Raw genomic sequence first — 25,208 nt, forward strand, 5'->3', positions numbered from 1 at the left:
TAAAAGTTTATCAGTTAAAGACAGGCAACAGATTAAGGATTGGGTGAGCACTAACTTCAATCAAATTATTGAATCTGAGAGAGCTAATCTAAGTAAACCTTTGTACACAAACAGAAAGCTTCAACAACTAACTGAGTTGGAGTGCTCCTACAAAAAAGGTGATTGGCGGAAGTTATTTGAAGGCACACTAATCTCAACTTATTAATATTAATTCTACTAATAAATAAAGGATAAATTATGACTACTCAACTTACAAGCTATATTGATTTCAACTCTTTAGAAGAATGCTTAGATTTATATTTCCAAAATGAGTTTGATAATATTGACCAATACTTACCACGCCTCTACAAAGATGCTTCTGAGATGAAACCAGGTAACAGCTTATTTGGTCAGCTTGACTCTGATGAACTTGAGAGAGCTATCTGGAGCTTAGATAAAATTCACAGAGCTTCCCTGGAATACCACTCCTTAGAGAGTGAGAAAGCTTTACTAATCCTAAGAAATGAGTACTTCCATGATAAGCAGCAAGGTAGCTTTGATTCCTGGATTGGTACAACATACCTAGAGGCATTGGAACTACTCTCCTACGAGGTTCTAGGGATGATTTAGGACAGATTCAAATAATAGATATATAAAATTACTGGGTGCTTTATAAGGCACCTTTTTTTATGACAAATAAAGCATTCATGCTGACACAAGTTCAGCGTGATTTTTTAATATTATTACTAAGTATTCAACCTCATCTAAGTCAACCTCAGATGACTGCCTTATTTGAGGATAAGTTTCAAATAAAGCTAACAGCACAGCAATTAAAAACATTAATCAAAAATAGTAGACAGAAAGTTGAGGAACTTCAGAAAAGTGAAGCATTAACTTTGGAGTTAGCTATCAAAGTTGGGTTAGTAAATTTACATTCTAAAATCAGCAGAACCCTTGAGTTACAAAATATTGTAAGGATGTGTGTAGATGGGTATGAATATCAAACTCAAAGTAGTAGGGGAGAAGTAGTAACTCTTACAAAGCGGGAACCAAAAACAGCAGTTGATGCTATCCGTTCATTAAGAGAAGAATGGGCAGAGAGGATTGAACCTACATCTTCTTACACAATTATTGTTAAAGACTCAGAACCTGAACAAGAAGAATCCTTGGCTGGAGATGAGGATTTGTAAATGAGTTTTGAAATTACATTACATAGCAAACAAAAGGAGATATTTGTAGACCCAAATAGATTTAGGCTGCTGGTTTGCGGTAGACGTTTTGGTAAAAGTCATTTACTGAGAACTCAACTTATAGTTAGTGCCTTAACCTATAACCAACCAATTGACCCTAACTTTCCTCCAACAATTGCTCTAATAATGCCAACTCTAAAGCAGTGTAAGGCAGTACATTGGAAAGCTCTTGTAGGGATGTTAAAGGACGCTCCTTTTGTAAAGAATATCAACCATTCAGATTATAGAATAACTTTTAAAGGTTCCAAACCAGACATAATTTTACGAGGGACAAATGATGATGCTGGGGATGGGTTAAGAGGACTTAAATTTTATTTTGTAGGGGCAGATGAATTTCAGGATATTAAACCTGATGTTTGGGAAAAAGTAGTTTTTCCAGCATTAGGTGATACTCCAGGTTCAACAGCTACATTATGTGCTACTCCCAAAGGAAAGAATCATCCACTATTTAAATTCTATTTAGAGATAAAAGATTTAGCGGAGTGGAGTTATTACCACTTCACCACTAAGGATAATCCTCACTTCCCTCTAAAACAACTTAGGCAAGCTAAGGCTCAGATGCCTGAGAAATCATATAAACAAGAGTATCAAGCTAGCTTTGAAAACTTCTCAGGTCAGTTGTTTGACCAGCTATCTGAAAAACATTATATAAAAGATATCCCTAACAACCTCTCATATTATGTTGGGTCAGATTGGGGCGATCGCAACCCATGTGTTGTGGTAATTGGATTAAGCGCAGATAGAACTAAATTTTACATAATTGACTTCTGGTTAAATAAGTCTGGAGAGACTATACCAGAAGAAGTTTTCCTAAGAGAGATGGCTAGACTTTGTACTAAATATAATGTGTATCGAGCCTATTTGCCAGATGACAGAGGCGGCAGTGTTAAGTCAGCAAGAATATTAGGTAAACGTGAGAATGTGCCTGGCATGGAGAGGGCTGTAGAGGTCAGTAGGACTAAGTTGGGACTGATGCCAAGTGTAGACATTATGAATAATTTATTCTACCAAGATAACCTTTTTATTAAAGCCAACTTAACTGAATTGATAACTCAATTTGAAGACTACCACAGGGCAACTGATGGTGAGGGTCAGTTAATAAATAAACCAGCAGACCATCAAGAAGATCACACCGTAGATAGTGCCCGTTATTGCATTGGTAGTTTATATAACACTCTTCAAAATAAACAACTTAGAAATTAAATAATATATGTACCCCAACCAATTACCTCTAGAATTCCTAGAGTCAAAGAATGCTGAGTATGTTGATATGTTACCCGCCTTAAATGAAATTGATTTATTAGTCTCAGGTGGCTACAAACTCAAGAATGCTTTCAGACATTTTTTACCACAACGCCCAGGTGAGGATAATGAAGTTTATGAAACTAGACTTAAGAAACATACCTACCTGAACATTCTTTCTACAAACATAAATGAGCAGGTTAGTAAGCTTGCTAACGCCCCTATGACAATTGAAGGGTTAAATAACAACCCTAAGTTTTGGCAATCCTTCAGGGAGGACACAGACCTAAGTGGACGTTCAGAAAAGAATCTAATTACCTTAATTTTTAGAGAACTTCTAAAGTTTAAAAAGATTTATGTTCATGTAGATAAAAATAAATCAGATGTAATACCTACTAATAAATTACAGGAAGAAGCACTAGGTTTACGACCCTATGTTGTAACTTACAGCCCTCTCCAAGTCACTAACTGGAGTGAGTCTAAAGGTAAACTCAACTGGTTAAAGATTAGACAGATATTAGAAGATAATTCTAACCCTATAGCTACCTCCAGAAAGGTTTGTACCTGGACAATTATTGACTCTAATTACATTGCTAAGTACTCAGCATTTGTAGAGCTTGATGGTAAAGGTAATATCATTAAAGTCAATACTGAGGTGATTAATGCTGACACCACTATTAGTTTATTAGCACCCCCTATAAAACATGGGTTTGATGCAGTACCAGTTCTCAAGATAGAGTTACCTGACCAACTTTGGGTTGCTGACCAAGCAGCTAGTAAAGCAGTTGAACATTTAAGAACAGATTGTTCAAAATATGATTTGCTGACGATGGCTTACTTCCAAAGAACATTCAAAAGAGTACAAACTCCTGATTCAGACTTTGAGCATAGTTACACAAATGATGAACCTATTCCAACAGGTTTGGCGCATGTGATCGAGTTAGAGAAATTTGAATGGTCTGAACCTCACGGTTACATGATTCAACACATGGCTGACTCTCTATTAGCTATAGAATCCCAGGTGAGAGATCTGGTAGCTAGTGGTGGAGTTTCATCTAGTAATGCTGCCTTAAGCCAATCTGGAGTCTCTAAGCAGATGGATTTTGTTAAGCAGGAGGCTATGTTGAAATCTTATGGGGAAATCATTATTGATGCTTACCAAGATTTGCTACAGTTAGTAGCTCAAGCCCAAGGTCTAGATGGTCGTGAAATCTCTGTCACAGGTTTAAATAGTTTTGAGAATGACACTTTAGATTCTGTATTAATGAGGATTGATTCTGTCAGCAAAATAAACTTAGAAAACCTGAAAGCTAATCTACCACCTTCTGCTTTGAAGGTAGTTTATGAACAGATGGTTTCAATGTTGACAGGTAATTTATCCGCCTCTCAGAAAGATATAGCTAACAAAGAGATAGATATATTACTAAGCTCAATTAAGACTTTGGACACTTCAATAGTATAGGAAGACTCAGCAATTGAGTTAATTATGTAGACCCTCAACCTCCTTAAGACATACCAGGTAATTTAATACTGGAGAGTTTTGGACTGAGGGTAAAGATTTCAATAGTGTTAACTTCCCTGTACATCAAAAGTTAACCATCCATTACCAACTGGGTAAGGTGTGAACCAGATAAGTTTTACCGACAACTTAAAAGACGGATACCTAAAATACAGGATTATTTAAAATGACAGAACAAGAAATTCAAGCCTTAATCGATGCTTCCTTAAATTCTTTTAAAACTGAAATCAGTACAGAATTTACCAAAGCTAATCAAGGACTTGCAGCATCAGTTACTAAGGAGATTAAGAAACTTCAAGTACCTCAACCTACTACCACAGAATCCACTGAATCTATCCAAGAGAAGCTAACCCTTAAGGCTTTAGAGCAGCAGTTAACAGACCTTAAGACACAACTAGCTAACAAAGATTTAGAAACCATTAGCGCCAAACGTAGCAGTGCAGTTTCCCAGGTAATTGCTAACAGTAAAGCATTAAGCCCTGCAACATTGCAGAAGGTATTCTTACTTGATCAGGCAGATAAAATCAAAGAAGAAAATGGTAAGTGGTATGTAGCTCAAGGTGATAGTGTTTCAACTTTAGATGATGCGTTGAATTCTTATTTGTCCTCAGAAGATGGAAAAGCATTCGTACCTGCTTCAGGAGTTCAAGGTTCAAGTGCTCAAGAAACAAAGGTAACTCCAGTTGACCCTAATCAAAAACTTAAAGCAGTAGATGCTTTATTTGAAAGTTTCTAATTAATTAATACAAATTAAAAATAATAAATTAAATGGCTAATATTATTTCTCCCGTTAATTCCTTGCAGTTGCTTGTACAGGAAGAAGTAGCTTCTTTGCAGTTGACTAACTACCCAATGGTTAACCGTTTAGCTAAGAAAGTTACAAGCCAACAATCTATCCGTTGGAATGCAAATGTTGGTGGAGCAGGTGCTACTGGTGAACTTACCACAGCTTCCGTTTCTACCTTCAGTGATGATGATTATATATCAGCTATCCTATCCATTGGTGGTGCTAGACTACGTAACTCTTTCCAACTACAACTTGAGGATATTGCACAAGCTAAATTAGCTGGTCGTGGTGTACTTCGTGATTTGTTTGCTGCTGACATTAATAGTGCTATCCGTACCATTATGGAAGCTTTAAGTGCCAAAGTTTACACAGGTACAGGTATTGCTGCTGATGGTGGAGTAATTGGTTTGGTAACGGCTGCTGCGGCTGCTGGAAGCTATGCAAACATTGACCCATCTACCTACAGTGCTTGGGCATCTTATGTAAATACTGCTGGCTCTAACCGCGCTTTGACTGCTGACTTGATGTATGCAACAGAAGTAGGAATTGCACGTAAGGGTGGAAACTACACAGCTATCTACTGCTCACCTGAAATTGCAGTTAAGTACAAAGGTCTGTTTGCTGCTCAACTTAGCATCACCAACCAATTGGCTCCTGGTCAAGCTGATATTTCTTACACAGGTTTGACTTTCAGTGGTCGTCCTTTGATTCAAGATATCTTTGCTCCTAGTAACACTCTGTACTTTATTGATGAGAATGAACTAGCTCTTTACAGCTTTGCTCAAGACAATAGCCAAAATCGTCAAGGTCTTCAATTTAGTATTGGTGAATTACCTTCTGATAATCCTGATGCACAGAAGTTTGTTGTAACCACCAAGCCCCAACTTCAACTGAAGAACCGCGCTAAGGGCGTTGCAGTATTGGAAAAAATCACGCAGTAATTATGACACAATTCACCACTTCTCAAATTGAAGAGTTTGAGAGAATCTTAGGATTCTTTGTATTTGATACCACAGTTAGAAACAGTCTAACTTCTCAGTTTCCTGACACTGTAGTAGACAGAGCTTTAACTATTCTTGATGAGTTGGTGAGTGTTGATAGTTTGTTAAAAGAATCCCTTGAGACTTCTTTTGTAAGAGAGTCAAGGGGTTCTAAATTATCATACAGCAGTCATGTAGCTCACCTGAAATCAGAAGGTACTAGATTATTGACTGAGTTGGGACAATTATTAGTGGTAGGAGTTAAGTACAACAAATACTCACCTAATAAACGTAATACTATAGCTTACTGGTAACTCTAATGTTCTCTTATAATATTAAAACAAATGGCCCTTTGTTTAAGCAGGGCAATGACGTAAAAGATTTAATACAAGAGGCATTAGAGGATACTGCTAGCTGGGGACAGAATAGATTAAAGGACAGAAGCCCTGTGAGAACAGGAGCATTAAAAGCAGGTTGGTATGTATCACTTACTAAGTCATCTATTAGAATTGATAACCCAGTTCCCTACACTAAATATGTAGAGAAAAAGGTTGAGATGGTTTATATGACCGCACCTGAGATGGAATCCCGGTTACTTGGAAATGTAAATAAAATAATTGGTAAATTAAAGTAATGAGTCTATATGAAAAATTAGCTCAGATAGAAGAGAAAATAAGTGAGGTGGAAATCAAGTTGGGGCTTCCCCAAAGAAGACACCTACTAGTAAGAACACATTCTTACAATTCTACTTCAAAAATAAGAGTTACTACAGATACTTTAATTTTACCAAGACCTTACATTAACCCAGTATCCCCAAGATATGCCAACCTTCAAGTTTCTATAGAGGGAGCTGATTCAATTTACATATCTCTAAATGATATTGAAGTTGAGATACCAAGAACTAAACTTAAAACATTATTCATCCCTAATGGAGATGATAGGACAGAATTCATAATTGACCCACCTGTAGATAGCTTTAATCAAATTATCTATTCTGACCCTACTACAAAAGCCCTGGCAGGTACTTCAATGTACAAATTGATATATCTATCAGAAAAGGAGCCAACTGTATGGAAGCTCATTTTAAGAAAGGATATGGATTAAATGAATATACAAATTGCCAGAGACTTAGTAGATGAGTTCCTAATAACTATTATTAAGATAGATGTCTTTGATTTAGATAAACCAAAGGAACTGTACAAGTATGCGGGAGATAATAGATTCCCCACTAATACAGCAGTAAGGTGGCCTGTACAAAATTTAATACATACCAAACAAAATTTAAATTCAGTTAAGACTACAGCTAGATTACCCTACGTATTAAGTTTCAGATTCCCTGGTCAAATGCCATACCATGAGCTACCTCTTAAGGCATTAGAGGGAATGATATCTCACATACATTTATATTCCTTACTATTACCCCCAGACCCACGTATAGAGTCATTTATCCCAGTAGATTTAGAAGATTCTGTAACTGTAGGAAGAGTAGAGGCTGCTAAGTCTGATTGGTTATGTCACCTAAACTTTGCTTTTGATATTAAATTTACTACTACCACAGCTCCAGATATCTCAGGTTTACAAAGTCCTGATTATTTTCAATTTAATAATCCTCCTACTTTACAGGAAATTAAGATTAGAACCTATAGAGCTAAACCTGATTTTACTGTTGAGGAAGTTGATACCTATATTGAAGATTCAGAAGTAATTATTCAAAAATAAATATAAAATATGACCGCATTATTTAGTTCATTTAATGCTCCTGGAGTTAGGATTCAAGAATCCACACAGGGGTTTAGAACGCTGGCTATTGCTAGTTTTCAATCAGTTTATATGATAGGCTCCTCCGCTAGTGGAGATTATTTAGTACCTACTCAAGTCACCAGCTTAGAAGATTTCACAAATCAATTTGGTGCTTCTCCTTCTGAAGCTTCAGTTAAATTATTCTTCAGAAATGATCGCAGAGGAATCCTTTATTTTGTAAGAACACCTATTTCTATTGAACGTAGTGTAGTTGTTTCTACTGCTGCTAACGCTACCTACACAGTAACAATTGCTGGGACAGTAGTAAGTTATGTAAGCGCTGGTTCAGAAACTCCAGAAGCTATTGCTAGTGGTATATTGGCTGCTATTAACTTTTCAGCAGTTGCTGACATAGTAACAGCTTCCGCTAGTGCATTTACTGACACTATTACAGTTAGACTAGATGACCCTCTTTCTGCTGATATAACTTTTACAGTTGGTACAAACTTAGCAGTAACTGTTACCACTCCTACTACCCCTGCTTCTCAAGATTACATCTACGCAATTGAGAATTCTTTTGATTCAGAAGACGATTATGGACAAGGTTTCATTCTTGCCCCCCAAGCTTTCCAATTATTAACTTCAGGTGTAGATCGTTTAGCAGTCGCTAATGCACTACATGCTTTGGCTTCTGACGCTTCTTATGACTGGATAGCCTTGATTGATGCTGGTACTGGACTAACACCTACGCAAGCTCAAGCTGAAGGTATCTTAGTTGTAGCACCTCAAGGTCACGCTAGCTACTACTATCCCTACCTCAAAGATTTAGAGGGTGGAATTGTACCTCCTAGTGCTGCTGTAGCTGGTGTTGCTACCCGTAGATTCAAAGCTGAGGGTTTACAACAACCTGCTGCTGGAGCTAAGTTTCCTGTACTTGGCGTAACTGATGTAGTTACTAAAGTCAACACTCAACAACAAGAAGTACTTAATCCTTTAGGTATCAATATTATCAGAAACCTACGCAACAAGGGTGTTGTGATTTGGGCTATGAGAACACGCTCCAATAGCACCTTCTACTCCTTTATGCCTGTACGTGTAATCATGAGTGTTTTGAATGGCACTCTACGTAGAGGGTTTGATAATGAAGTCTTCACAAGTATTGATGGCTTAGGTATTTTGTTAAGTGATATTGCTGCATCTGCACGTTCAGTTTGTAGTAGATTCTGGAGAGCTAAATTGTTATTTGGTGCTTCTGAAGCTGAGGCTTTTGAAGTCAAATGTGACTTTGAAAATAACACCAAAGAAGATTTGGGATTAGGTAATGTTTTGCTAGAAGTGTACGCAATTCCTGCCCCTGCAATGGAACGGTTACTTATCTCTAGTGTCAGAGTAGCTATTGGTACTTTACCACTAGGTCAAACTAACCTAGAAGCTCAATTGCTTCCACCTACTCAAGCTTAAGATAACTTTAGTAATCAAAGATAATTTCAGTTAGAGTTTAATTACTTTGACTGAAATTTATGCTGCATATATTTAAAAATATTTAATAAAAATAATAAATTATGGCTATCGCTTTAAACAATATTAATCCTATCAGTAACTCTGATTATGTTATCAAAGTAACTGAAATTCCTGGAGCTTATTGGACTGAGTTTTCTGGTATTAAAGCTGCTTACTCTCGTGCTGAATACAATGATGGTTTGTCTCAACTTACCCGCACTGCTTCAGGTGGTAATAAGAAGTATGAAACCGTTACTATCTCCAAGCCTTATGACCCTGACAAAGATTCAGTAGTAGACCAATTTATCACTGATTATGAGGGTGGAGAATTCTTCAACCTTAACCTAACTCCAGTGCGCTTTGCTAAGGGCAACACAGCAGGTAGAAGTGAGATTGCTGCTACTGCTAACAAAGGTTGGAGTCTATCAGGTTGTCGCCTTCTCAACTGGTCTTGTGCTGAGGGTGTTGACACTGCTGATGGATCTAAAACCCTTATGTACAAACTTGAGTTTAGCGTAGAACAAGCTACCCCTACAGGTTCATCTAGAACTGCTTCTAACAACATTTAATAGTTAATAAATAATACAAAGTATCATGAAGAAAAGAGTAATTGAAGAAGTAAAAGAATTAGCACCCCAGGAAGATACCACAATAGAAGCTGAAGTACTTCAATCTGAAACAGTAGAAGAATCCTCTGAGTTCAAAGCAGAGTATGACGCTGATGCTGGGATTGTTAGTTTTGAGCTTACTGATGGTACTCCTGTTGTTATGAAGTCACCAAAGACCCGTCAGTTTTTATTGTTAGAAAGTTTTATGAGTACTGCTGAACCAGAGTACAGAACTAATTCTTTTATAGCTCTAAAACTAGCGGCACTTTGTATTACTAAATATGGGAAGAATCCTAGCATCTCTTTTGATAATTTAGCAGATAACCTTGAGTTTGAAGATATGGAGAGGTTGGCAGCAGGCTTGGCCTTTTTTCAAGATAAGCTTGAATCTCTATCAAAATCAGTTGTACATTAGTATTCAAGAACAACCTGCTTTTACTATTAAAAGTCTACTTCAAAACTTAATACAGGCATGTGGAGGTAAATTAACTTCTGCATACCTGTCTTTTGTAGATATGGATATTAGTGAAACTTTGTACCATCTCTATTTATTAATTGATATTAAGACTGAAGAAAAGAATAAAAATAGTGAATCTAAATTACAAGGTTGGGGATTCTCAGAAGATGATTTTGAGTAATATAAATTATGAAATAAATGGCTAATAATAATAGCGTCACTCTGACCCTCCGTGCTGATGGTAGTCAGGCTAGCGCAGTAATAAGGGGTTTATCCAACCAAGTAGATAGAGACCTCTCAGGCTCATTAGGAAGGGCTACATTAGGAGCCAACCTAATGACTGGAGCTATCAGTGCGGGTCTACAAGGGTTGAGTTCCCTTGTTAGTGGTATAAGTAGTAAGCTATCTGGGGCGATGAATATTCAGCAGCAAAATATTGCCACTGCTGGTACATTAATGAAGATAATAGGTTTTTCTTTTAAGGAATCCTCTGATTTTATTGATGATTTTGCTACTAATATGAGCAAGGTAGCCGCAGTTTTACCTGGGGCCACATCTGATTATGTGAGTTTAGGTAAAGGTATTATGGACAACCTAGTACCTGCGTTTAAAGAATTAAACGGTTCATTTGATAAAGCTGGGTATACTGAAGCACTTAACTCAATCACAAGAGATGCTGGATTCCTTGGGGCTGCTAACCAAGTTGATACTGCTGGTACTTCCAGAGGTGTTAGTAACTTTCTAGGAGGAGTCTCTACAAAGCGGCTTCAAGGTCTTGAATTCTTTAGAGCAAATCCTTCTTTAATACCTCTTATGGAAGCTGAGGCTAAAAAGATAGGAGTGAATATTGAGAAGGCTACAGCTAAACAAAGAGTAAAGATACTCTCTGCTGCTTTAAAGACACCACAGGAAGTAATTGATGCTTCTGTTGAAAGTGTGTCAGGATTAGTGGAAAGTCTTAAGTCATCAGTCTTTGACCCTCAAACAGGAGTATTTGGATTACTAAGAAATTTAAAACCTGAAAAGAAAGGTGGACCTACTGCCCTAAAATCTATAAATGAACTTTTAAAATCTTTAATAGGCGAAGGGGGCCTAGTTGAACAAACCTCCAAAGCTTTAGCTGGTTTAGGTATTGTTTTAGGTGACCCTATGGTAAAACTTAAAACTGCTGCTGATAAATTTAATAATACTATTAAATCCTTAACAGATATTTTTAGTCAGTTTAATAATAGAAACCCTGGCCAAACTTTAGATGATGCCAAGGAAACTTTAATAGCTGATTTACAATTCTTCTTTGGTAATCTTTTTAAATTTGATGGGTTAGGTTCCAGTTTAGCTGGCATAACTAATAACTTTATAAACTTTTTAAATGAAGTAAATTGGACTGAACTATTTCAGTATTTAGGTGAAAGACTAGCAGTAGCAGTTAATGAATTAGCTGACTTTATTATCAAATTAGATTATGGGAAGACCCTTGATGTAATACTTAAAATGATAGGTGGTTTATTCATGGGATTAGCTAGATTCCTAGTTAAAATTAATTGGGGTAAAGTTATAGTAGCTTTAGGCGTATTAATTGGTGGAGCTTTACTAGCCTCAACTGCCGCGGCGTTATTAGCCCCAGTAGCAGGTATCATAGCTGCTGTAGCTGGAATAGGTTTAATAATAATTGCAGCACTAGAAGCCTTTGGTTTTAACTGGGATGAAATGTGGGGTGGGTTAACTGGAGTATGGAACTCTATCACTTCTACTGTTACCGGATTCTTTAATGCCATTGATAACTTCTTTAAAGATATTCAGAAAAAGTTTGATGAGTGGAAACCTGAATCAAAAGAAGGTCAAGTTGCTAAAACAGTAATTGGTGAAATAGGGGAAGCAAATAATCCACTTAAAGGTGGTTACTTTGGATACTTATGGAGAAAGCTTACTGGTGGTGGAGATAAAGTTCCTGGTGCCTATAATGGACTAAATAATTCATCATTAATGTCTGCCGCTAATAGAGAGTTATCTAAAGCTCCTGCTGGGGCTGGTTTAGTAATGGCTAATTCATCTGAGACAATCCTTAATTCCTCTCAACAGGCTAGGATAATGTCAGCAATGAATTCTAAGCCTGGGGTTAATATTGGCTCTATCATTATTCAAACTGCTGCCACTAATGCTCAAGACATTGCTAGAGATGTTGTAGCTTGTATTGAAAAAGAGTTACAAAGCTTTGGACAAAACTATGTAGCAGCTCCCGTTGTTTAACTACTATAAATTTACCCTTACTTTATCTCATTAAATTTGAGGTTAGTAAGGGTTATTTTTTTTAATTATTATTTATAAAATATGTCAAATCCTGCTGTAATATCTGGATTAAACGCTGGTAAGAAAGTTGAAAACATTTATGCCACTTTAACAGATAAAGAAGGGAAACCTTTATTTACTTTCCTATTTAATCCAGAAGCTAAAAGATTTTCTAGAAGTGCTAATTATACTGAAGCACCTACTGCATTAACATCTACTCCCTCTCAACAATATAAGTACACTACAGGGTTGACACTCCAATTGTCTAACCTTCTAATGCAATCTTATGCTGAAGGTAAAACTTGTAAGTTACTTTTACAAAGACTACAAGGACTAATGGTAGCTGACCCTGCTAACTCTAAACTTACTCCTTCACTTGTTTATTTTACTTGGGGTTCTGATAAGTTTGGTCCAGCAGTTATTACTACATTAGATTGGACTGAATCATCTTGGTTGAATGGTGAAGTAGCTGCTGCTAGAGTCAACTTTACTTTACTAGAAGTACCATCAATTAAATTAGAATCCACACCCACTGTAAAAGACCTAGAAGCTGCCACTATTAAAACTGTGGTACTTACACCTAGACAAGTAAGTGAGTCCTCTGTTGCGGCTACCAAGTGGCTTAAAGCTAACGTTAAAAAGTTACCTGAAAAGATTGCTGCTTTAGTAAAAGTTAATAAGTATAAACTATCAACTGATAGTCAAGGTAATGTAACTATCTTTAGTAATAAAGGTGAAAACTTAGGAATTGTGGGTAATTATAAAAATGGTAAATTTACTTCTACCTTAAGTTCTATAACTACTGGTGTTCAAAACTTACTTAATATATTTAATAAATAATGAGTACTCAACCAATTGTATTTTCAAGTGGTGACACTTTAACTAGTGTTGCTCACAAAATATTAGGGGAATCTTCAGGCTGGAGAGAGCTAGCTGATATTAATGACTTGGACATTTTCTCATTAATAGAAGTGGGGCAAACCTTAACAGTACCTACTAAAGATGCGGCTGAAAGACGTATTAAGAATATTGCAGTTGAGAATATTAACTCAGTTAATTCTAGAGTCCAATCAATTGTAAATAGTAGAGAAGTGAAAACTATTACTAAATTACTAGGAGTAGATAATACCCAACTATTAAAAGACTTAGACTTATCATCTTTAGCTGAAAAACTTAGTGCTCCTACTAAAGCAGAAAGGTTAAAGAAAGTCTTGAACTTTGAAACTGATGTTCCCATATACCGCCTAGTTTCGTGGGTGTTCTAATGCCAGAAGAAATTAATATATTTAATATAAATAATACTAACCCCTACAGAGACCTACTATCTCCCTTTGTACGTATTACTGTAGGGGCAATAGGTAATGTTGGGTCTGAAGTATTCACTACAGGAGACGGTAAATTAACTAGTGCCTCTGTAACTCTATCTGAGGGGAAAGCTCAATCAAATTGTAGGTTCACTATTTATGATCCTCAGAAAAGGTTAACAGATAAGTTCTTTAGTTATATAGAATCTGTAGGTGGTTTAGACCCAATTGAGGCTCCTGAGAAAACAACAGAAGAAGATACTGAAGATAATGAAACTGTAGAAGGTTCCCCTATTAATGAAGGAGAAGCTACTTCTGGGAAAGTAATCTTTGAAAATGTAGTAGCTAGTACTTACGGCTGGGGTTCTGTTTATGATGGTGGGGATACTGGAGCTTATGGTGACAAGATAGATTTTGAAGCTCTAACTGCTGCTATGTATCATCCTTCAGGTAAGAACTTCTACAAGTATGCCAAGATGAAGGTTACTGAAATTAGCAGTGGTAGAAGTATTGTAGTTACTGTTAATGATACTGGCCCTTTTGCTATTGCCCCGAATGGTCAAGTAGTCAGACCTCTTGTACCTCATCCTACTAGGAAGATAGACCTAACTAGAGGAGCTTGGAAGAAGTTAACTAACAATGCTCCACAAGGTTTAACTAATGTCAAAATTGAATGGTTAGAAGCAGGGACTACTACAGCAGCTATTTCTCCAAAAGATAAATCTGAAAGTAAATCTCAGGCTACTGATAATACCAAAAAGAGTACTATAGCTAACGCTAAAATAGGGGATTGGCCTACTGCAAAAGTAGCAGCTACTAAGTCTATTATTGTATTCCCAGGACACCTTGCTGATACCCCTAGTGGTGGGGGAACATCAGGTTCAGGTGACACCAACTCAGTTTTATATAAAGGTGAACAAAGGGTTAGGGAATTTGTAGCTAATGATATTTCAACAACCTTATTTATAAAAGAGTTGCAGAAAGCTGGATACAATGTTATCACTGCACCATCTACTCCTGTTGGTAGGGGAGCTTCTGTTAGGACTGCTTATTACGAAGCTGTTAAAGTACTCAAAGAAGCTAACTCAGCTTATGCCTTAGAACTTCATTTTGATGCCCCTCCTAATGGCAGACCAGGCGTTATACCAGGCGGTAAGTATTACCCAACTGGAGCATCACTTAATGTAATGGATGTTTCCTTAGCTAAAGAGTTTGGTAGCTTTTCCTTTAACCATAGTAAATCTTTAGGTGGGCCAGCTAGAGGTATTACATTATTAGAATTAGATGCATTGGGAAGTACATTAACTGGATTAATAAATACTGCTATTGCTTCAAATAACTTTGCTCCACTTGAAAGTGCTTTATTACCCTACGCTCAGAGGGCAGTGAAGGCATTTAATAATGTCACAGATGGCATTCTATCTCAAACTAATGAGGCTATTGATACTGTCAATAATAGCAAGGGTGCCCAACAAGAAAAGATAGTAGAATCAAAAACATTAGCTGGTGCTCAGATAACTATTGAACTTGGTTATAATGGTAAAACTTTAGCCGCCTCTAGTTTTATTCATACAGGACTAAGCTACTCTCTATTTGCCCCTGACACTTTAGAATTTAGTGGTACTTCTGCTGGCTGGGTTCTCACTCAGAGAATTAAAAATAATACCTACACTAATTTAACTTTTAAAAAGATTGCTACTAAAGTTGCCTCAGCTTATGGTCTGAAATTGGATATGCCAATAGACGGCCCCAAGTATGAATACTTCCCTCAAAGAGGACAATCAGATTATGAGATGTTACTCATTGAGGCAAGGAGAATTGGTCTGAGAATGTACGTTAGAGGTAATGTACTTCACATCAAACCAAGGGCAAATATATTAGCTAACAAAGATACCTTTGTTCTAACCTATGGTGAGAATTTAGGTATTAACTTTAGTTGCGATCACACTGCTCAAAAAGATACCAAAGGTGGGGCTAGATCAAGCGACCCAGGTGAGTCTACTGCAACAGGTGTACGTAAGTTTGAAGTTAACCCTGACACAGGTAAATTAGAACAAAAGGTTAAAGAGAATATTGAAGCTACAGGTGGAGATTCTGGAGATGTATCAACTACAGGTTCATCTACTCCTACACCTACCCCTAAGACTGATGGCACCACTAATAAAGAGGATGCTGATAGAAAGGCTGGTGAAAATAGAATCAAGGGTATAGGAGCTAAATGTGACTTCCCTACTACTCCTGAAGCTCTCAGTCTTGACCCTGATACCTTATTAAGAACTGCGGGAATATCAACTTTCTTAGATAGAACTTGGGTTATAGATAGTGTTAATCATTCCTATAATTTGGGTGACTTTTCTACTAGCTTGGAATTCTATAGTCCACTTAAGAATAAGAATTCTAGTGCTGAGACTACCTCAAGTAATAGTGGAACTTCTACTAGCTCAAATACCAGTAATGCTACTGCTTCATCAAATGGTTTTATCATTCCCAGTAAGGGAACTTATACCTCCCCATTTGGACCTAGAGGTGGTAGAAATCATAATGGTATTGATATAGCTAATACATTAGGAACTCCTGTTTATGCTTCTGCTGCTGGGGTAGTAAGTATTGGAGCTTCTACATGTCAATTCTCTACATCAGGGAATAATACTATTGATAGAAGTTGTGGGGGTGGATTTGGTAATTACATAACCATTACCCATGCTGACGGTTATCAGACTATATACGCCCATCTAAGTGTAATAAGTGTAGTAAATGGTTCCCAGGTAAGCCAAGGTCAATTGATAGGTAAGACGGGTAATTCCGGTGGCAGCAACGGAAATCATCTTCATTGGGAAGTGGTTAAGAATGGCACAAAAATCAATCCAGGTAAAGTTGTAAAACTACCATCTATATTAAGTTCAATAGGTTTATAAATATGGTTAATTTAATTGAATTATTACATAATAGTCAACGAGCCAACCAGATAGCGTTAGATTCCCAAGGGCGCTCACCTTATGGAACACTTGGGGTTGTAGTAAAAAATGAAGACCCTGATAAAAAACGTAGGGTAAAAGTAGCTCTAGCTTCCTCACCTCAACTTGAATCTGATTGGTTAAGAAGATTATCTACTACACCTTTTGTTGATGAACCCTTACCTCTGATTGGGCAAACTGTGTTAGTTCTCTGGGCAGATGGACTTGAAACTAATGGTTACTATCTATCAGTTGGTAACTTAACAAATCCTCCTAGAGATAAAGATGATATTGTCAAAGATTATTCATCTGAAATCCCTGGCAATAAATCTGTTTTAGTTAATGGTAATGATGACCTAACTGTAAAAGGTGAAGTATCTGTTACCTCAGAGAAGAGTGTCACTACCAAAGCTGATTTAGATTGTAAAGTTGAAGTCAAAAGAAACTTCATTGCTCAAGCTTTACAGGCTATTACTTTAAGTGCTGCTCAGTATATCTTACTTTCAGCAGGTAATTGGTTCTTTAAGTTATATAGCAATGGAACAAGTGAGATGGGAGGGAGTGTACTTACAGTGGACTGCGCTGGCCTTGGAATTTCATTTGTAAATGTAGGCACTATGTCTATAAATAGTAAATCCGTGGCAGTTGTAGGTGCCATAGACTCGGATGGGGAACCCTTGGTGACACGCGGCTGGTAGTTAACTACCCTCAATTTAATTAATATTATTGGACGTAAATAAATAATGAAAGGCATAACCTTCCCTCTCTCACTGAGCAAGGGTAATCTTGCTGTGGCTACTGATGCAGAACTATATAGAGGTCACATTCTCTCATGGTTAAAAACTGAAAACTTTGAGAGAGTTATGAGACCTGAGTATGGACTCAAAGACTACCTATTTGAAAGTATACAAGATATCTCATTTATTGCCTCAAGTATTAAGTCAGGTTTAGAAACTTACATCCCTGAAGTTACTTTTGAAGTAGAAGGAAACATTAATGATTTAGGTGAATCTGAAATCAATGTTTACTGGACATATGATGATTCAGACCCAGCACAATTAAGATTTATTTTATAAATTATGGCAGATACAATTCCGTTAGACAGTGTGATAATTGACGAGAGATCAGAAGAAACAATACTAGAACAAGCCAGAGTTAGAGTATTCAATGAATCAGGTAGTCAACTAAATGACTTCAGTGAAAACTCCCCCGTAGCTGCCCTTCTACAAGGTCAATGTTTTGCTGCTGCTGAATTACTCTACTATGTTAATAAACTACCCTTAGCGCTTGTTATAGACTTCTTAAAAGTGACAGGTGTTGAGAGAAACCTTGGCACTAAAGCAAAGGTGACATTAACATTTACTATAGCTGCTCCTCAATCAGTTCCTTTCAATATCCCCCAAGGATTTGAAGTAGTAGATGACTCAGGTACTTATAGTTTTCTAACTGATAATATATTACAAATTCCTGCCGGATTAACTTCAGGTTCAGTTACTGCTACTGCTGAAGAGGTTGGTAGTGTTTATAATACTCCTGCTTATTCTATTACAAATATTACTCAACCTTTAGCCTTTTTGGCAGGTGTAACTAATACCCAATCTGCTAGTGGTGGTACAGATTTAGAAGAAGTTGCTGATACTATTACCAGGGCACTTAATCAAATTAGACTTAGAAACTTAGTTTCTGCTGATGATTATGAACAGGCTGCTGAAGCTCTATTAGGTAATGGCTCACTTGCTAAAGCAATAGGGTTACTTGGTAGAGACAAAGTTACAAGAGAACTTGGAGCAGTTCATTTATTCCTCCTAAACGCAAGTGGTGAGCCAGCTAATGATGCTCAACTTTCTTATGTTAAATCTGAGCTATCTAATAATTTACAACTAGGTACATCACTATATACTTCACCTATAGAGTTAATTCCTATTAGTGCAGAACTAACAGGTAGATTAGTTACAGGTGTAAATCCTGAAGAAGCATTTGACATTTTATGGGAAGCTTTTCAAGATTATCTTAACCCTAACATTTATCCATTAGATCAAGATTTACTTCTTTATGAAGTAGGTTTTGCTTTAAGGACTACTGGGGTAATTAAAGAAGCTGGATACTTGACTTTAAATGGTAGTCCCTCAAATATCCCTGTACCTAATGCCTATACTATTCCTTCTGCTTATAGTTTATTTATGCAGCTAGTTGATGAAAATGGTGTTGTTTATGAAGCTCTGCGGGGTGGCGGAGAAAGTCCTGAATTCTCTGGTTTTGTATAATGACTCAAACAAAAATTGCTTGGGATTCAGGTAAACCAATTTGGGAAAGATTACCTGAATGCTACAAAGAAAATGATATTGCTCTATGGTTGACAGCTTACTTTGACTCACTACTAGTTGACACTAAATCAAAGATTGATGACCTCCCTAGACAGCTTAATCCCTTAGAGTGTGATGAAGTTTGGTTAGATGTTCTTGCACCTCTCTGTGGCTTTACAGAAGTGTATTGGGATAAAACTTGGCCCACTTCAGCCAAGAGATTATTAATATATAACTCCTACATTAATATATGGCCAGGTAAAGGCACTAAAGAAGTATTAAGTCTGGTACTAAACTGCTTTGACATCCAACATTTAATAACTTCTAGGGGTGACTTTATTTTAGGAACCTCCACCACAGGAGATGCATTAGGAACTAGTGCTTGGGAATATATAATCTACCTGCCTACTATTTATAGGAATAGTAGTCAATTTAGATTAACTCAAAGACTTAACACCCTATATGGCCCCTGCTGGTGTAGCACTGAAATTATATTTAATGACAGCTATTTTTCTTAAAAACTTTATTAATTAAATTTAAATAAATGAGCCAAATCGTAGGAACACTGCTTGACTCTGCGGGGAATCCTCTTACAGGTAAACTTGTTGTAGTATTAGCAGGAAACTTAATTGATGACACCACTACCCCAGACACTATTTATCTCCCTCAATCTTATACCTTTGACATAGTAGATGGGGACCTTGATATAGATTTACAAGAATCTGAAACTTCAAGGATTACTTATAACTTTCAATTCTTTAAAACTGATACAGAGGGTGAAATAATTGAACCTGCATTAATTAAATTTGATGCTTTGGTTCCTAATGTTAGCCCAGTTCAATTTGCGGCACTAACCCCCACTGGACTTGTAAATGATGTAATTGATACTGGCTCTTTACGAGTTGCTAGAATTATCTCAACTACCCCAGCGCTTGCTCAATCAATTGGCGGTCCTTTTCCTAGAGGCACGTATGATCCTTCTACTACTTATAAATTTAGAGATTTAGTTTCCTATTTAAATAGAACTTACATCTCACAAGATTTAAACCCTATTACAGGAGTAGCTCCAACTGTTACTACTAGTTGGATGAATATACCTGTAGAGCCTGATGGATCACTAATTTTAGCTGATGCTACCCCTTATGGTGTTGCTTGGAATGCTTCAGGTAAATCTGCTTCTCAAGATGCTGTTTATGATGAAGTTGAAACTGTAAAAACTAATGTTGCTTTAAAGGAAAATTTAGTTTCTCCTATCTTTTCAGGTGATGTAATTGTACCAAATCAAACTTTAGGTGATGCTTACACAAAAGCAGCTAATACTAATTTTGTAGCAGCAGGTTTAGCAGATAATGTTGCTACTACAAACGCTGCTTTAGCTTTAAAAGCTCCTTTAGTTAGCCCAACTTTTACAGGTACCCCATTAGTACCCACAGCTCCAGTTTCTACTAACACAACCCAAGCAGCCAGCACAGCTTTTGTCAAATCAAGTGTTGCTACTTTTACTACTAATTTAGCTTCAGCCACTATTCAAGGTAACAATGTCGATGTTAATACTTTATCCATAACCTGTGCGTTAGGAAGTAACACCTACAGATTTGCGGTGGTTAAAGCAAGGGTGAGTACAAGTGGTTTTAGTAAATCATTAGCAATCTTAACAACCAGTTTAAGAAATAATGCTGGCACTCAGATTGAATCGAGTATTAGCGGAATAAATAATGTGTCTTACTTAGACAATAGTACTACTTTTATTACTGCTATACACCCTAATACTTTCACAGGTAATTATAATTTTTCATTATGGCTAAATGTAAATGCTGCTACCAATACAGATGTTTATACCATAACTAATTTAAGTATTGAAGTATTATTTTTTGCTTAATTATTGCAATCACTATAAATAATTATTAATTAAAATATATGGTTAGACGTGTATATCAAAACGGTGATATTTTTAGCGCTGAAGATGCTAATGCTATTGCTTATCCCTTAGTTGATGGGGCTGACTTTATTGGTCACGGCCCCAAGGTTTTAGATACCTATTTAGATGATACCCCAGGTCAAATTAAATCAAACTTTTATAGTTTCTATGACCGCCTAAAAGTTAGTCACCAATCAGGTTTAACTTTTAGTTATTTAGGTGGAGCAGTCTTACTAGCTGACGGTTCAGAAGTTAGTATTAGCCCTGGTACTATCAACCTTCCTGATAATGTCACTAGATATCTTTTTGTAGGAAGTGATGGTACTGTTCAAGCTGCATCCAGTTTACCTAATATCAGTTTTCCACTAGCTAAAGTAACCACTGCTGCTGGCACACTTTCTGGTAATGTAATTGACCTAAGAGATAAGGTAATTGATAGAGTCGCCCCTGCTGATATCCCTGTTACTCAATTAATTCCTCCTGGGGCAATAACAGGTTTTGGTGGGACAGTAGCTCCTTCAGGTTGGTTATTCTGTGATGGGGCTACCTATAATACTTCTACTTATCCCGCCTTATTTGAGGCAATAGGGTACATCTATGGTGGAAGTGGGGCAACATTCAAAGTGCCAGATTCCAGGGGTAGAGTGACCTTAGGAGTAGGTGCAGGTACAGGTTTAACTACTAGAACTCTTGGACAAAATGGAGGGTTAGAGACTGTTACTTTAAACCTAGCTCAAATACCTTCTCACACTCATGGAATCAATGACCCAGGTCATAATCACTCAGTTAATGAAGCTGCCCACTCTCACGTAATAGCTGACCCAGGACATACTCATGGTGTAGCTGACCCAGGACATGCTCACTCTATTTATGCCAACACCACAGATGGTAACAGTGACCAAAGAGATCAAACAGATGGTTTCCTTAGTAAAGTAAATGTTGCGGTAACTGGTGAGGATGTTGGTTCTAAAGGTTACATAACCACAAACTTAAATGGTACTCAGTTAATTAGTATTACTGGTTCAAATATTGGTATCTATGCTGCGGGTACTGGTATTGGAATTGGTGGTAATAAAACTAATGTTAGCTTGAATGCTGCTGCTTCAGGTATTAGCATTAATGCCCAAGGTGGTAATGGGGCACATGAAAATATGCAACCTTGGCTAGCTCTTAATAAAATTATTAAATTTTAAAAGAATTGAGTTCATTTTAGTTCAGTAAGGTGAACTCAAGAAATACTAACTCTGCCTTTCTTGGGTTAAATAATAACAATTAAAAATAATATAAAAAATGACGACAATTGCTTTAACTAATGGTGAGTATGCTGATTTAATAATCGCTGCTGACACCAATATTGGAGGTATGTATCCTCTACCTAATGGACAATACGCTCAAGCAGTAGTACCAGTGGATGCTGATGGAAATGTAATTGTTAGTGGTGAAGGTGGTGGTAGTGGTTCAGGGTTCACTTACGACCAACAGACCACACCAAGTTCCCCTACTCGTGGACAAACTTGGAGAGAAAGAGATAGTAATAATGACATTGTAGAAGATTGGTTTTGGAATGGTACTTACTGGCTGAGTATTCAAATTCATTCACATTTTGTTGAAGTAGCTAGCTCTAACTTTACTCCTTTTCCCGCGCTCAATAGCGAACAGATATTAGCATTAAAAGTCAGTATTGTGGCAACGAGCGGGAACATGGGAGATAATGATGCCAGTAACTTCACTACTTACACTTTTAGAAGCAAAAATAATGCTGCTTTTTCAGAAACAGTATTAGCTACTTTAACTTCTCAAGCCCTACTTAATGGTCAAAATTTACTTTTATCTGCTGATATAAATCAAGTTTTGTCCAACACAAATATTTCTTCACTTGTTTTTAGATATGCTGCGACAGGCTCTCCTTCAGAACCAATTCAAGGTAATGCTACTTTTTGGTTTAGGTTGATAAAATGATAAAACTTTCTTACAATTCACAAGGTAAAGTTTCTGCAATTCACATTAAAATTGATGGTTACTTTGCTCAAATACCATACAATCCCACCACTCAATCAATCGACTGGGAATCAATTGCTTACGAACCCACACGACAATCAATCCAATCAGCTTGGGATGATTGGATTACTGATAATGAAATAGACTTAGCTGTTGAGTTAGCTGATCGTCCTGATTTAGCTCCTACCCAACCAAAATCTATTCCAGACTGGGGTGCATGTATAAGAGGGTTACTGTTAGATGTTCCTTACAATACAATGATTGCTAATTGTACTAATCCTATTGCTAAGGTTAGAGTTGAGCTAGCTTTTTCAATAGCGTTATCTGGCAATCTGATGGACGTAAATTTACTAGCTAATTACTGGAATTTAACTTTATCTCAAACACCAGTAGAATTTAAACCAAGCCCAATAAATGTACAAGGTTGGATAACTTTAGCTAATGACGCTAGCTTACCAGTAACCTTTGATGTTATAGGTCAAATGATTTTAATTTAAATAATCTACTCAGCCTCCTTAATTGGGGGCTTCTTTTTTTTATATAAATATAGCAAATATCAATAATATGCCTGAACAAACTGATAAAGTTCAAATCCCTAAACAAGTTAATTATATTAATGTATCCCCTGATACCCAATCTAAAATAGTTGACCAAATACTAACCCAGAGCGCTGGCGTGGGCTTAGGGATGCTGCTGACTATACTAGGCTTAGTTTTACTAGCCAGATGGATGGGAGTAAATAACCTTATACTTACATGGATTAAAAAACTAGAAGGGGATGCTGAATCTTTCAGATCACTTGCAAATTCTGTGCAAAGTATGTCTATGGACTCCAAAACTTATCATAATACCTATGTAAACGATCACACCAAAATTATTGAGGAAGTTCGAGAAGTTAGAGAAATCACTAGAGAAATCTTATACAAAGTTGATAAACAATAAGTTGAATTTATTGGTTAGGGTGGGGAATAAAAAAGAGAAGGTTTGTGAATAACCTTCCCTGTTTAAATTATTTAATTTTCTTTAGGCAGCTTTTAGCGAGGTAGTAGAGAGATAATTAGTTTCTATTTCCCTAGCCTGTAGTAGTTGAAGATTGAAGGCTGCTTCTACAGCTTTCATGGGTTCACAATCTCTACCATCTATGAGCCTTGTCGCTAGATTCTCACAGCACTCTAAATCCCTTAGATCAGTGAGAGATAGGAAATCTCTGGGATTAGCTGCGCCCAAGATTGCTTTCAGCTTTTTAGCATTGTGGTTGAATAGTAGTTTATAAAGTTTATCTGTGGCGTTCTTGTAGAGCCATTGACCCTTAGAAGTCTTGCTCAGGTTATGTCTGGTTATGTAATCAGAAATAGCCTCTGTTAGAGACCTCCTAGTGATTATAGTTGAAGCTCTCAATTGTTGATGCTTCTTATCAGCAGATGTATATCCGGTGATTCCTTGAATGTAAACCCTAATTCCTATAGCTGAGGTAGCAACCAAGTATTTGATAGCTTCTGAATTCCCTTGCATAGCATAGTGGGCTATTACAGCAGCACAAACTAAATCTTTAATAACCTTGGGGTTGTTTTGAGATGAGCTGTGCAACAGGGTTAAATCCTTACCTACAAAGGCTTGTAAGCATTCTGAAGGGGCTGAATGCAACAGTGATTCAATTAGTCTAGATATACTACTTTTATTAACACCACACACCCTAGCTAATCCACTAACACTCATACCACTTTCACCTGTGGATTTATCAGTATAGAACTCAATATTATCTTGGGTTTCCTTAATTAGATTAGACATAAAAATTATAATTAATAAGTTTATTTATACTATAATCATAGCAAATTAAATTATTAATTGGGATTAAATGAAGGCATTAATTAGGTAATTTATACATTTGAACTTTACCTATGGTGATCTAAACTTCCCATTATTACATGATAGGTTTTTTATAAATTAGGGAATTATAAGCTAAGGATAACCCAATGGTAATTTAAAATGAAATTCAATCAATTAATCTTAGCTTTAATAGTATTCTGCTCAGTAATACCTCCCGCAATAGCCCAAGGCTCCTTGCCCTCATTAGAAGACGGGATGAGGCGAGATAGGATTAGGCAGCAGCAAAGTTTAGATGCTCAATCTCAATATAACTCTTCTCAATCACAAGCACCTCTCTCAGCAGGAGATATATTTGGGGGTATTTTGGTGGCATCAGTCATAGTAGGGCCAGCAATCTTTTTTGCATATAAATTTAAGTTATTATAATAACTTAAATAGGTAATTTGTAAATAAATATAAATTACCTATAAAGAAATTCAATAGCTCATAACTTAAGCATTCTTAAATATTAAGAATAGTTCAATTTTTGCAAGTTAAATTTTCTGCCACATTGACA

29 protein-coding genes are annotated in these 25,208 nt (G+C 36.7%); 28 read left to right on the forward strand and 1 reads right to left on the reverse strand.

Translation table 11 applies throughout. The features are described 5' to 3' along the window. Positions 1 to 237 precede the first annotated feature (237 nt). From VB740_RS20510 to VB740_RS20640, 27 genes are all read left to right on the forward strand, one after another. Complete coding sequence (locus tag VB740_RS20510; RefSeq protein ID WP_323201759.1) at positions 238 to 609, forward strand: hypothetical protein; 372 nt, start codon at positions 238 to 240, stop codon at positions 607 to 609. A 59-nt stretch (positions 610 to 668) separates the two neighbouring features. After that, positions 669 to 1,169, forward strand: a complete 501-nt coding sequence (locus VB740_RS20515) for a hypothetical protein (RefSeq protein WP_323201760.1) — start codon at positions 669 to 671, stop codon at positions 1,167 to 1,169. Beyond that, positions 1,170 to 2,432 carry a terminase large subunit domain-containing protein gene (locus VB740_RS20520; RefSeq protein ID WP_323201761.1) on the forward strand — a complete coding sequence of 421 codons (1,263 nt, stop codon included), beginning with the start codon at positions 1,170 to 1,172 and terminating at the stop codon, positions 2,430 to 2,432. 7 nt (positions 2,433 to 2,439) lie between these two features. Further along, positions 2,440 to 3,933 (forward strand): hypothetical protein, encoded by a 1,494-nt coding sequence (locus tag VB740_RS20525; protein ID WP_323201762.1) that lies wholly within the window; start codon positions 2,440 to 2,442, stop codon positions 3,931 to 3,933. A 223-nt stretch (positions 3,934 to 4,156) separates the two neighbouring features. Next, entirely contained in the window at positions 4,157 to 4,726 is a 570-nt protein-coding gene (locus VB740_RS20530; protein ID WP_323201763.1) for a hypothetical protein, read from the forward strand. A 32-nt stretch (positions 4,727 to 4,758) separates the two neighbouring features. Continuing rightward, on the forward strand, positions 4,759 to 5,718 hold the full coding sequence (locus VB740_RS20535) for a phage major capsid protein (protein ID WP_323201764.1): 960 nt from the start codon (positions 4,759 to 4,761) through the stop codon (positions 5,716 to 5,718). 2 nt (positions 5,719 to 5,720) lie between these two features. Next, complete coding sequence (locus VB740_RS20540; protein ID WP_323201765.1) at positions 5,721 to 6,071, forward strand: hypothetical protein; 351 nt, start codon at positions 5,721 to 5,723, stop codon at positions 6,069 to 6,071. A gap of 5 nt (positions 6,072 to 6,076) precedes the next feature. Beyond that, complete coding sequence (locus VB740_RS20545; protein ID WP_323201766.1) at positions 6,077 to 6,391, forward strand: HK97 gp10 family phage protein; 315 nt, start codon at positions 6,077 to 6,079, stop codon at positions 6,389 to 6,391. Continuing rightward, on the forward strand, positions 6,391 to 6,861 hold the full coding sequence (locus tag VB740_RS20550; RefSeq protein ID WP_323201767.1) for a hypothetical protein: 471 nt from the start codon (positions 6,391 to 6,393) through the stop codon (positions 6,859 to 6,861). Before VB740_RS20545 ends, VB740_RS20550 begins: the two co-directional genes overlap by 1 nt. Beyond that, positions 6,862 to 7,476, forward strand: coding sequence for a hypothetical protein (locus VB740_RS20555; protein WP_323201768.1), 615 nt, complete (start codon positions 6,862 to 6,864; stop codon positions 7,474 to 7,476). A gap of 9 nt (positions 7,477 to 7,485) precedes the next feature. Next, on the forward strand, positions 7,486 to 8,958 hold the full coding sequence (locus tag VB740_RS20560; protein ID WP_323201769.1) for a phage tail sheath subtilisin-like domain-containing protein: 1,473 nt from the start codon (positions 7,486 to 7,488) through the stop codon (positions 8,956 to 8,958). Between the two features lie 101 nt (positions 8,959 to 9,059). After that, positions 9,060 to 9,566, forward strand: a complete 507-nt coding sequence (locus VB740_RS20565) for a hypothetical protein (RefSeq protein WP_323201770.1) — start codon at positions 9,060 to 9,062, stop codon at positions 9,564 to 9,566. A gap of 25 nt (positions 9,567 to 9,591) precedes the next feature. After that, positions 9,592 to 10,020, forward strand: a complete 429-nt coding sequence (locus VB740_RS20570) for a hypothetical protein (protein WP_323201771.1) — start codon at positions 9,592 to 9,594, stop codon at positions 10,018 to 10,020. Beyond that, positions 10,010 to 10,243 carry a hypothetical protein gene (locus tag VB740_RS20575; protein ID WP_323201772.1) on the forward strand — a complete coding sequence of 78 codons (234 nt, stop codon included), beginning with the start codon at positions 10,010 to 10,012 and terminating at the stop codon, positions 10,241 to 10,243. The genes VB740_RS20570 and VB740_RS20575 overlap by 11 nt, the downstream gene beginning before the upstream one ends. A gap of 155 nt (positions 10,244 to 10,398) precedes the next feature. Continuing rightward, on the forward strand, positions 10,399 to 12,309 hold the full coding sequence (locus VB740_RS20580) for a hypothetical protein (RefSeq protein WP_323201773.1): 1,911 nt from the start codon (positions 10,399 to 10,401) through the stop codon (positions 12,307 to 12,309). Between the two features lie 81 nt (positions 12,310 to 12,390). Continuing rightward, positions 12,391 to 13,188 carry a hypothetical protein gene (locus VB740_RS20585; RefSeq protein ID WP_323201774.1) on the forward strand — a complete coding sequence of 266 codons (798 nt, stop codon included), beginning with the start codon at positions 12,391 to 12,393 and terminating at the stop codon, positions 13,186 to 13,188. After that, positions 13,188 to 13,613, forward strand: a complete 426-nt coding sequence (locus VB740_RS20590) for a LysM peptidoglycan-binding domain-containing protein (protein WP_323201775.1) — start codon at positions 13,188 to 13,190, stop codon at positions 13,611 to 13,613. The genes VB740_RS20585 and VB740_RS20590 overlap by 1 nt, the downstream gene beginning before the upstream one ends. Then, positions 13,613 to 16,567 (forward strand): peptidoglycan DD-metalloendopeptidase family protein, encoded by a 2,955-nt coding sequence (locus VB740_RS20595; RefSeq protein WP_323201776.1) that lies wholly within the window; start codon positions 13,613 to 13,615, stop codon positions 16,565 to 16,567. The genes VB740_RS20590 and VB740_RS20595 overlap by 1 nt, the downstream gene beginning before the upstream one ends. Before the next feature lie 2 nt (positions 16,568 to 16,569). Further along, positions 16,570 to 17,304, forward strand: a complete 735-nt coding sequence (locus VB740_RS20600; protein WP_323201777.1) for a hypothetical protein — start codon at positions 16,570 to 16,572, stop codon at positions 17,302 to 17,304. Positions 17,305 to 17,349: 45 nt separating this feature from the next. Then, entirely contained in the window at positions 17,350 to 17,682 is a 333-nt protein-coding gene (locus VB740_RS20605; RefSeq protein ID WP_323201778.1) for a hypothetical protein, read from the forward strand. Positions 17,683 to 17,685: 3 nt separating this feature from the next. After that, entirely contained in the window at positions 17,686 to 18,870 is a 1,185-nt protein-coding gene (locus VB740_RS20610; RefSeq protein ID WP_323201779.1) for a baseplate J/gp47 family protein, read from the forward strand. Continuing rightward, positions 18,870 to 19,427, forward strand: coding sequence for a phage tail protein (locus tag VB740_RS20615; protein ID WP_323201780.1), 558 nt, complete (start codon positions 18,870 to 18,872; stop codon positions 19,425 to 19,427). Before VB740_RS20610 ends, VB740_RS20615 begins: the two co-directional genes overlap by 1 nt. A gap of 26 nt (positions 19,428 to 19,453) precedes the next feature. Beyond that, the gene (locus VB740_RS20620) at positions 19,454 to 20,788 is read left to right on the forward strand and encodes a hypothetical protein (RefSeq protein ID WP_323201781.1); all 1,335 of its coding nucleotides are present in this window, start codon (positions 19,454 to 19,456) and stop codon (positions 20,786 to 20,788) included. 38 nt (positions 20,789 to 20,826) lie between these two features. After that, positions 20,827 to 22,020, forward strand: coding sequence for a tail fiber protein (locus VB740_RS20625; RefSeq protein ID WP_323201782.1), 1,194 nt, complete (start codon positions 20,827 to 20,829; stop codon positions 22,018 to 22,020). A gap of 97 nt (positions 22,021 to 22,117) precedes the next feature. Continuing rightward, positions 22,118 to 22,786: a hypothetical protein gene (locus VB740_RS20630; protein WP_323201783.1), complete on the forward strand. Its 669-nt coding sequence runs from the start codon at positions 22,118 to 22,120 to the stop codon at positions 22,784 to 22,786. Continuing rightward, positions 22,783 to 23,322: a hypothetical protein gene (locus VB740_RS20635; protein ID WP_323201784.1), complete on the forward strand. Its 540-nt coding sequence runs from the start codon at positions 22,783 to 22,785 to the stop codon at positions 23,320 to 23,322. Before VB740_RS20630 ends, VB740_RS20635 begins: the two co-directional genes overlap by 4 nt. 67 nt (positions 23,323 to 23,389) lie before the next feature. Next, on the forward strand, positions 23,390 to 23,767 hold the full coding sequence (locus VB740_RS20640; protein WP_323201785.1) for a hypothetical protein: 378 nt from the start codon (positions 23,390 to 23,392) through the stop codon (positions 23,765 to 23,767). A gap of 81 nt (positions 23,768 to 23,848) precedes the next feature. Here the strand turns inward: VB740_RS20640 and VB740_RS20645 are convergent, their stop codons facing one another. Further along, positions 23,849 to 24,613, reverse strand: coding sequence for a hypothetical protein (locus VB740_RS20645; RefSeq protein ID WP_323201786.1), 765 nt, complete (start codon positions 24,611 to 24,613; stop codon positions 23,849 to 23,851). A 198-nt stretch (positions 24,614 to 24,811) separates the two neighbouring features. Here VB740_RS20645 and VB740_RS20650 point away from each other — a divergent pair, with 198 nt between their 5' ends. Beyond that, a complete protein-coding gene (locus VB740_RS20650) occupies positions 24,812 to 25,078 on the forward strand; it encodes a hypothetical protein (RefSeq protein ID WP_323201787.1) in 267 nt (88 codons plus the stop codon). Positions 25,079 to 25,208: the final 130 nt, after the last annotated feature.

This window comes from Nostoc sp. UHCC 0251 (assembly GCF_034932245.1).
GTDB lineage: Bacteria > Cyanobacteriota > Cyanobacteriia > Cyanobacteriales > Nostocaceae > Nostoc.

Excerpts from the sequence above, each read along its gene's own strand:
- VB740_RS20510 (WP_323201759.1), top strand. The coding sequence starts at position 238 with ATGACTACTCAACTTACAAGCTATATTGATTTCAACTCTTTAGAAGAA.
- VB740_RS20645 (WP_323201786.1), bottom strand. The coding sequence starts at position 24,613 with ATGTCTAATCTAATTAAGGAAACCCAAGATAATATTGAGTTCTATACT.
- VB740_RS20630 (WP_323201783.1), top strand. The coding sequence starts at position 22,118 with ATGACGACAATTGCTTTAACTAATGGTGAGTATGCTGATTTAATAATC.
- VB740_RS20525 (WP_323201762.1), top strand. The coding sequence starts at position 2,440 with ATGTACCCCAACCAATTACCTCTAGAATTCCTAGAGTCAAAGAATGCT.
- VB740_RS20610 (WP_323201779.1), top strand. The coding sequence starts at position 17,686 with ATGGCAGATACAATTCCGTTAGACAGTGTGATAATTGACGAGAGATCA.
- VB740_RS20600 (WP_323201777.1), top strand. The coding sequence starts at position 16,570 with ATGGTTAATTTAATTGAATTATTACATAATAGTCAACGAGCCAACCAG.
- VB740_RS20570 (WP_323201771.1), top strand. The coding sequence starts at position 9,592 with ATGAAGAAAAGAGTAATTGAAGAAGTAAAAGAATTAGCACCCCAGGAA.
- VB740_RS20545 (WP_323201766.1), top strand. The coding sequence starts at position 6,077 with ATGTTCTCTTATAATATTAAAACAAATGGCCCTTTGTTTAAGCAGGGC.
- VB740_RS20540 (WP_323201765.1), top strand. The coding sequence starts at position 5,721 with ATGACACAATTCACCACTTCTCAAATTGAAGAGTTTGAGAGAATCTTA.
- VB740_RS20530 (WP_323201763.1), top strand. The coding sequence starts at position 4,157 with ATGACAGAACAAGAAATTCAAGCCTTAATCGATGCTTCCTTAAATTCT.
- VB740_RS20590 (WP_323201775.1), top strand. The coding sequence starts at position 13,188 with ATGAGTACTCAACCAATTGTATTTTCAAGTGGTGACACTTTAACTAGT.
- VB740_RS20515 (WP_323201760.1), top strand. The coding sequence starts at position 669 with ATGACAAATAAAGCATTCATGCTGACACAAGTTCAGCGTGATTTTTTA.
- VB740_RS20620 (WP_323201781.1), top strand. The coding sequence starts at position 19,454 with ATGAGCCAAATCGTAGGAACACTGCTTGACTCTGCGGGGAATCCTCTT.
- VB740_RS20640 (WP_323201785.1), top strand. The coding sequence starts at position 23,390 with ATGCCTGAACAAACTGATAAAGTTCAAATCCCTAAACAAGTTAATTAT.
- VB740_RS20605 (WP_323201778.1), top strand. The coding sequence starts at position 17,350 with ATGAAAGGCATAACCTTCCCTCTCTCACTGAGCAAGGGTAATCTTGCT.
- VB740_RS20625 (WP_323201782.1), top strand. The coding sequence starts at position 20,827 with ATGGTTAGACGTGTATATCAAAACGGTGATATTTTTAGCGCTGAAGAT.
- VB740_RS20555 (WP_323201768.1), top strand. The coding sequence starts at position 6,862 with ATGAATATACAAATTGCCAGAGACTTAGTAGATGAGTTCCTAATAACT.
- VB740_RS20535 (WP_323201764.1), top strand. The coding sequence starts at position 4,759 with ATGGCTAATATTATTTCTCCCGTTAATTCCTTGCAGTTGCTTGTACAG.
- VB740_RS20560 (WP_323201769.1), top strand. The coding sequence starts at position 7,486 with ATGACCGCATTATTTAGTTCATTTAATGCTCCTGGAGTTAGGATTCAA.
- VB740_RS20650 (WP_323201787.1), top strand. The coding sequence starts at position 24,812 with ATGAAATTCAATCAATTAATCTTAGCTTTAATAGTATTCTGCTCAGTA.
- VB740_RS20550 (WP_323201767.1), top strand. The coding sequence starts at position 6,391 with ATGAGTCTATATGAAAAATTAGCTCAGATAGAAGAGAAAATAAGTGAG.
- VB740_RS20635 (WP_323201784.1), top strand. The coding sequence starts at position 22,783 with ATGATAAAACTTTCTTACAATTCACAAGGTAAAGTTTCTGCAATTCAC.
- VB740_RS20580 (WP_323201773.1), top strand. The coding sequence starts at position 10,399 with ATGACTGGAGCTATCAGTGCGGGTCTACAAGGGTTGAGTTCCCTTGTT.
- VB740_RS20585 (WP_323201774.1), top strand. The coding sequence starts at position 12,391 with ATGTCAAATCCTGCTGTAATATCTGGATTAAACGCTGGTAAGAAAGTT.
- VB740_RS20565 (WP_323201770.1), top strand. The coding sequence starts at position 9,060 with ATGGCTATCGCTTTAAACAATATTAATCCTATCAGTAACTCTGATTAT.
- VB740_RS20520 (WP_323201761.1), top strand. The coding sequence starts at position 1,170 with ATGAGTTTTGAAATTACATTACATAGCAAACAAAAGGAGATATTTGTA.
- VB740_RS20615 (WP_323201780.1), top strand. The coding sequence starts at position 18,870 with ATGACTCAAACAAAAATTGCTTGGGATTCAGGTAAACCAATTTGGGAA.
- VB740_RS20595 (WP_323201776.1), top strand. The coding sequence starts at position 13,613 with ATGCCAGAAGAAATTAATATATTTAATATAAATAATACTAACCCCTAC.